This window comes from Streptomyces albidus (ex Kaewkla and Franco 2022) (assembly GCF_013870515.1).
GTDB lineage: Bacteria > Actinomycetota > Actinomycetes > Streptomycetales > Streptomycetaceae > Streptomyces > Streptomyces albidus.
Genome location: NZ_JACBXA010000298.1, coordinates 1 through 6302 on the forward strand (window position 1 = coordinate 1; position 6302 = coordinate 6302).

At 69.8% G+C, this 6302-nt stretch carries 9 protein-coding genes; 5 read left to right on the top strand and 4 right to left on the bottom strand.

Annotation, left to right across the window (positions count from 1 at the left end; all coding sequences use genetic code 11):
- Positions 1 to 271, bottom strand: a 271-nt coding sequence (locus tag H5J26_RS27145) for a hypothetical protein (RefSeq protein ID WP_181768610.1), incomplete at its 3' end; no start/stop codon positions are given.
- 177 nt (positions 272 to 448) lie between these two features.
- On the opposite strand from H5J26_RS27145, the gene H5J26_RS27150 reads away from it, so the two are divergent.
- Together H5J26_RS27150 and H5J26_RS27155 are read left to right on the top strand one after the other, a co-directional pair.
- Entirely contained in the window at positions 449 to 631 is a 183-nt protein-coding gene (locus tag H5J26_RS27150) for a hypothetical protein (protein ID WP_181768611.1), read from the top strand.
- Positions 632 to 826: 195 nt separating this feature from the next.
- The gene (locus H5J26_RS27155; protein ID WP_181768618.1) at positions 827 to 1801 is read left to right on the top strand and encodes a hypothetical protein; all 975 of its coding nucleotides are present in this window, start codon (positions 827 to 829) and stop codon (positions 1799 to 1801) included.
- A gap of 42 nt (positions 1802 to 1843) precedes the next feature.
- Here the strand turns inward: H5J26_RS27155 and H5J26_RS27160 are convergent, their stop codons facing one another.
- Entirely contained in the window at positions 1844 to 2629 is a 786-nt protein-coding gene (locus H5J26_RS27160; protein ID WP_181768612.1) for a hypothetical protein, read from the bottom strand.
- An 88-nt stretch (positions 2630 to 2717) separates the two neighbouring features.
- Between H5J26_RS27160 and H5J26_RS27165 the strand changes: the two genes are divergently transcribed.
- On the top strand, positions 2718 to 3629 hold the full coding sequence (locus tag H5J26_RS27165; protein ID WP_181768613.1) for an oxygenase MpaB family protein: 912 nt from the start codon (positions 2718 to 2720) through the stop codon (positions 3627 to 3629).
- Between the two features lie 56 nt (positions 3630 to 3685).
- Here the strand turns inward: H5J26_RS27165 and H5J26_RS27170 are convergent, their stop codons facing one another.
- Both H5J26_RS27170 and H5J26_RS27175 read right to left on the bottom strand, forming a co-directional pair.
- Positions 3686 to 4297 (bottom strand): class I SAM-dependent methyltransferase, encoded by a 612-nt coding sequence (locus H5J26_RS27170; protein WP_181768614.1) that lies wholly within the window; start codon positions 4295 to 4297, stop codon positions 3686 to 3688.
- Between the two features lie 83 nt (positions 4298 to 4380).
- Entirely contained in the window at positions 4381 to 4809 is a 429-nt protein-coding gene (locus H5J26_RS27175) for a PPOX class F420-dependent oxidoreductase (protein WP_181768615.1), read from the bottom strand.
- 128 nt (positions 4810 to 4937) lie between these two features.
- Between H5J26_RS27175 and H5J26_RS27180 the strand changes: the two genes are divergently transcribed.
- Together H5J26_RS27180 and H5J26_RS27185 are read left to right on the top strand one after the other, a co-directional pair.
- Positions 4938 to 5330 carry a roadblock/LC7 domain-containing protein gene (locus H5J26_RS27180; protein ID WP_181768616.1) on the top strand — a complete coding sequence of 131 codons (393 nt, stop codon included), beginning with the start codon at positions 4938 to 4940 and terminating at the stop codon, positions 5328 to 5330.
- Between the two features lie 212 nt (positions 5331 to 5542).
- A partial coding sequence (locus H5J26_RS27185; RefSeq protein WP_181768617.1) for a DUF6397 family protein occupies positions 5543 to 6302 on the top strand: 760 nt, incomplete at its 3' end.

Genomic DNA, 6302 nt, shown 5'->3' on the forward strand with positions numbered 1-6302 from the left:
GCTGCCCTTGCTGGTCGTGCGCGGCGCGAGCGCGGGTCAGGACGGGGAGGGCGTCGCGTACGGACAGGACGAGCGCGGGGAGGGTGCGGGGACGGACGGTTCCGTCCCCGTCGGGCAGCGCGACGGTCAGGTCTTCGAGGACGTCCCGGTCCGGGAGGGGCGGTGTGCCGTCCGGGTTCCAGAAGGCCATGCGGGAGGTGCGCGGAGGGTCGGCTGGCAGCAGCACGGCCGCCGAGTGAGTCAGATGGGAGATCAGGGAGGGCGTCGTCACGGTCGGAGTCAACACACTGTCCACGCATTCCTCAAATTTGACTAGTGCGGTCCGAAGTGGCCGAGGCTACCCCAGCGCCGGAGGCATACGGAAACGCGCGAGGGAACCCCGGAGACGAAAACGGCGTTCTACTGGACAGTGGTGGACGTGATGACGCCGCCACGGAGGAGGACCGAAATGACCAACAGAGGAAAGATCGCCGTCGGTGGGGTGGCCGTCGGGCTGCTCCTGTGGTTTCTGACATCGTTCTGGATCGCGATCGCAGTGATCGTCGGTGTTCCGGCCATCGCCTATCTGACGCTCGACCCCTCGCAGCGGCGCCGGCTCCGCCGGGTGAGCCGCAAGGAGCTGCGCCGCTGAGTGCGGCCCACTCGCCTCTTGTGATGCGCCGGTCCGGCGATCTGCCGGACCGGCCCCGATGATTCCCTGAGCCGGTTCGTCCTCGCCGTGCCGATGATCCGTCCGCCTGCCTTTCGCCTGCCAAGTCTGGGTGTTTCCGGCCACCTTGGACGTGGGCGCGTACTCGACCGCCTGACTCCTCCTTAGAGTTGACGTATGAGGTGGTTGGCACTGGAGGCCGGTGACGCTGCGACGTGGGGCAGCACGGTCGTCACATTCGGCATGGCGTGTTACGCGATCGCACAAGGCGTCGGCCAGAAGCGCGACTTACGGCGGCAGAACGAACTCCAGTCCGAGGCGTCCCAGTTGCAGCGCCGGCAGATCGAGACAGCCGAGCGCCGGACGCTGATCATGGAGCAGATGCTGGCCCGGCTCACGGCGGCAGCTCAGCACCCCCAGCGGCAGACCCCCTCCCGGTGGCCAAGCGGATACGGTGCCCTCGCCGATACCCGAGAGCCTGAACCGGAGCATCGCGCCGACCAGGGCCAGGGCCTCGACTATGAACTCGAGCCCGCCGTGCCGAGGAGGTCTCGGCGCACGCGGCCGCTCCCCCCGGAAGACGCGGAGGAGGACGCCTCCGAAGCTTCGGAAGAGGCCAACCCCCCTCAGTGGGGGGAGAGTCGGTCCGAGCCCGAGGCGTGCCCGCAGTGCGGTCTGCCCCGCGAGGCGTCGGAGCCCTTCTGCGACGTGTGCCGCTACAACTTCCTGACCCATACGCCGACCACGCTCGTGCCGGCCGCCACGCCACCGGTCACGCACGTTCCAGACATCACACCTGCGGGGGCAGCCCAGCTCCCTGAGCAAACGCCCTTCACCGGGCAGCCCCGGACACCCTGGAGGCCCGAGACTCTGGAGCCCTCGCCTACGGACAGCCCTTGGCGGCTCGAGCGGTTCGGGCAGCATGTCTTCGCGCTGCGCAACCTCGGCCCCAGCACGCTCACGGGCGTCCGCGTCAGCCGCGCGAACCTCCCCTCCTCGGCCAGAGGCGTCCCCGAGAGCGCCGTCGTACGGGCGGGCGAGACAGCCGAGTTCGTGATGGCGGCGACACGAGGTCAGCCTGTGCCCGCCCGCCTCCGTGTCTCCTGGGACGGTCAGTCCGGAGAGGTGGACGTACCCGTTCCCGAGAACTGAGCGCGCTTCGCGGGAACGAGGAGTGCGCCTTCGGCAGCGGAGTCAGGCGGCGGGCCGCACGGCCATGCCGTCCAGCGCCTCCAGCAGTCCCGGCAGTTCGGATCCCCGGCCGACCGGCAGCACCTCTCCCGGCTCGTCGTCCAGGAGCAGGAACGCGATGTCGTCGGTGCGGGCCACCATGCTCCAGCCCGGACCGTCCGCACGCAGCGTGCGGGATTCCCCGGAGGCGAACGCGGAGCGGATGCGACCGGGCGGAGGCGGTGTGCGGAGATACTCCCGCACCTCCTCCAGCACACGCCTGACGGACTCGCTCGGGCTCTCTCCGGCATCGACGAACTCGACGTCGTCCTCGACCTGTTGGCGCCATGTGGCCCACTGCAGCGCTATCTCGTCCGCACCGAGCCGGCGTTGCGGCGGACCCCACTCCTCCGTGTCCGGGGGCACGAGCGGCTTCCGGCCGCCGTCCATCTCCGGGTCCGGGTCGGGGTCGTGCGGTGCGGGCACTCCCGGCGCCGCCACGGCCAGGGCCAGCGGCCATCCGGGAAGCACCGCGGCGACGGAGGACTCGGTGGGCGAGAGGTCGTAGTCCATCCCGCAGTCCCATGCGGCGACCGCACAGGCGACGAGCGTCACGTCGTCGGTGGCGACCGTCCAGCGAGCTCCCGAGCCGTCCTGGCCCAACACGAGCCCGTAGCCCTCCGCGTAGGGCTCCAGCCCGAGTCGCGAGCAGGCTTCTGGGTAGTCATCGCCGAGAACACTCGGGAATTGGGCGGGAGTCAGCAGTACGGCCGTCAACACATACAGAGCGTCGTCTTCCTGGGCGGCCACCGTGTCTCCCCTTCCGTCAGTTGTCGGGAACCTTAACTCTAGAGTCAGTTCGCCGACAGGGCCGGGCTGCTGATCAGGGGGATGCGACGTGCAGCGATACGACAGGCTCCGGCAGATACTGCGGCTCGACGCCGAACGCGACTTCATGGAGATTTCCCGCCTGACCGTCACGTACGAGTTCCCCTGGGACTTCGCCCGGGCGCTCGAACTCGCCCTGTACCGCACGTACGCCGTCCCCAGCATCGGGCAGCTGCTGGCCGAGACGGCGGAACTGACGGACCGTTCACAGAAGCGCTACGACGACACGGCGCTCCTGCTGGACGCAGTCGTGGAGCACGGCTTCGAATCAGACGAGGGCCGCACGGCGATCCGGCGGATCAATCAGATGCACCGCAGCTACGACATCTCCAACGACGACATGCGCTATGTGCTGTGCACCTTCGTCGTGATGCCGAAGAGATGGATCGACGCCTACGGCTGGCGCCGGCTCACCCGGCACGAGCAGCACGCGGCTGCCGTCTACCACCGCACCCTCGGCCGCCACATGGGGATACGCGACATACCCTCCGACTTCGCCGAGTTCGAGAAGTGCCTCGACGAGTACGAGGCGGCCCACTTCGGCTGGGACCCCGACGCCAGACGCGTCTCGGACGCCACCTTGAACCTCATGGCTTCCTGGTACCCGCCCTTCCTGGCCCCGGCGGTGCGCGCCGCGAGCAAGGCCCTGCTGGACGACTCCCTGCTGCGGGCCTTCCGTTACGATCCGCCGCGCCCAGCCGTCCGGCGCGCCGTGCGCGGCGCGCTGAAGACACGGGCACGCGCCGTACGGCTGCTGCCGCCCCGCCGCAAGCCTCACTACGCGCGGCAGAACCCCGAGATCAAGGGCTACCCGGGCTATCCCACGGGCTACCGCATCGCGGACCTGGGGACCTTCCCCGACAAGCAGGCGCGAGCTGCGGCTCCCGGATGCCCGGTGCCGCACAGCACTCTTCAGCCGTGATGTCCCACGCGCGGGCCCACGCGCGAACGAATGGGCCCGCGCGGGTTCGGACGGCGTCAGGGCGTTCTGGTCGCCAGCGCGAGGTAGCGGTCGTCCTCGTCCGCGTACGAGCTGAGCCTCCAGCCCGAACCGTCGAGCAGTGCGCGCAAGTTGGGCTCGGCACGTACATCTTCCGAAGTCAGGGCCCGGCCCTTCCGGGCGGCCAGGGCCGCGCGGCCCACGGGATGGAAGAGGGCGAGTGTGCCGTGCGGGCGCACCACGCGCGCGAGTTCACGGAGCCCGGACGCCGGGTCGGGAAGATGGGAGATCAGGCCGGCGGCGAAGACCGCGTCCAAGCGGCCGGCCGAGAGGGGAAGGCGGGAGACGTCGGCAAGAATCAGCTGCGCGATGCCGCCCCGGTCGGCGCTCTGCGCTGCGGAGAGCATCTCCGGAGTCAGGTCGGCTCCGAGCACGACGCCTCGGGCTCCGACAGCATCCCGCAGATGAGGCAGCGCCCGTCCCGTGCCGCATCCCGCATCCAGGACCACGTCGCCTTCGTGCAGGCCGAGTTCGCCGACGGCGGAGGCGTAGGCAGGTCCGTCGTCCGGGAAGCGCGTGTCCCATCGGGCTGCGCGTGCGGAGAAGAACTCACGCACCCGCTCGGTCTCACTGATCTCCTCGGGCGGCATGCGCCCATGATGGCGTACGGCGGTCGCCCCCTGCCGACTCGCGGGGAGCCCGGGGCGTCGTGACGACCGCCGGACCCGGCCGGTCAGTCCGCGATGCCGGACAGTGCCACCACCTTCTCCACACGTACGCGCACGAGAAGTTCACCCGGGACGGCGTTTCGCGCGCCGTACTGGTCCGCCGCCTCCTCGCCCATGTACCGGGCGGCGATACGGGTCGCCCAGGGCCGCATCTCCGCGAGGTCACTGCTCAGCTCCGCGCTGCCCTGGATGATCACGAATGCGTACGGTGAGCGCTCGTCGTCCACGCAGATGGAGGCGCGGGGGTCGCGCGCGAGGTTGCGCCCCTTCACGGTGTTCTCACCGGTGTTGAACACCACGTCGTCCCCGTCGAGAACGAACCACATCGGAGCGACATGGGGGCTTCCGTCTGCACGTACCGTGGACAGCTTCCCGGTGCGTGTGCCCTGGGAAACGAAGTCGCGCCACTCGTCCTGCGTCATCTTCTCAGCCATTCGTCCATACTGCGCCAGTCGTACGTCGTCCGTGGCTGTAAGTGCGTCACGTAAGCGTGTGGTTGCTCCCCGCGTTGACGTGGGTAAGGGTGGCACGGCAGCTGCTGATGAGAAGGGGGAACGCCGGGATGGCGCTGAACACGGGGCTCGACTGGCTGCTCGATGACCTGACGGAGCGGATCTCGTCGGTGAAGCACGCGATGGTGCTCTCGACCGACGGGCTGGTCACGGCGAACAGTCAGAGCCTGGAGCAGGTGGACGCCGAGCATCTGGCGGCCGTCGCGTCCGGCCTGCAGTCGCTCGCGAGGGGTTCGGGAGCACAGCTCGGATCCGGGCGGGTGCGGCAGACGATGATCGAGTTCGAGGAGGGGCTGCTCTTCGTGACCGCGGCGGGGGAGGGGAGCTGCCTCTGTGTGCTGACGGGCGGGGACGCAGACGTCGGAGCCGTCGCATACGAGATGACCCTGCTGGTCAACCGTGTCGGTGAGCACCTCGGACTTGCGGCGCGCAACGGCTCGTAGCGACGGGCGGTCGGCCGAAGTGTCTCGCGTCGCCGAGGGAGCTGCGGCGTGGAAGCGCGGCGAGTCCGCGGCCGGGCGGCGGTGAGCGCGGGGTGAGAAGGGCCGCCGTGCGGGGATGCCGAGAGTTATCCACAGGGGAGGCGGGATCCCTTCCACCCGTCTAACGTCGTCACTGTCAGTAGCCGAACGGCGAACAGTGACGGGGGATGACCATGCCGGACGATGTCTCGATGCGCACGGCCGCGAAGGAACTGGGGCTGAGGCCCCGGCTGTTGGAGCTTGCCGTCCAGGTGGGCGAGATCCGCACCGCCCGCGGTGCGGCGGAAGGGAAGTGCCGGGTCCCGCGAGCAGAGCTGGCCCGGCTGAAGGCGTCGGCGGGCTTCCCGCAGAGCCTCGACGACCGCCTGCTCGTGGTGGACGCGGCGAAGGGCGCCGAGCTGCTGGGCATCGGCCCCGCCAGGTTCGCGAAGCTGGCGCGCGGCGGCTGTTTCAGCCCGGTGCGGTTCTACGTCAACCGCTATCGCGCCGTCGTCTGGCTGTATCTGGCCCGGGAGTTGCGCGCCTTCGCGGAGCGCCGCCCGGAGCTGCTGAAGGGAAGCATCCCTCGTGGGCTGCGCGTGCTGCTCGACGAGGGGCTGGACTTTCGCCCCAGGCACTGGCGCGGGAGGCGCGTCGGGCAGCTCTGCCGGCAGGCGGACGGTCCGTGGGAGCGTGCCGCCGCCCGTGCGGCGGTGCTCGATGCCGATGTTCTGAGCGAGGCGGTGCCGGATTCGGGTGAACGTGCCTTCCTGGCGTCTCTCAAACCGGAGTTGACGATGGTGCGCAGCGCCTCTGCCGCCACGGCGGAGCTGGCGGCAGAGCTGTGCGTGGCGACCGCGGAGGACGAGATCTTCTGGCACCGACTGATGCTGGATGCGGAAATGGAGGAGACGCGCGCCTCTCGGCAGCCGCATCCCGCGGAGACCAGGTCGC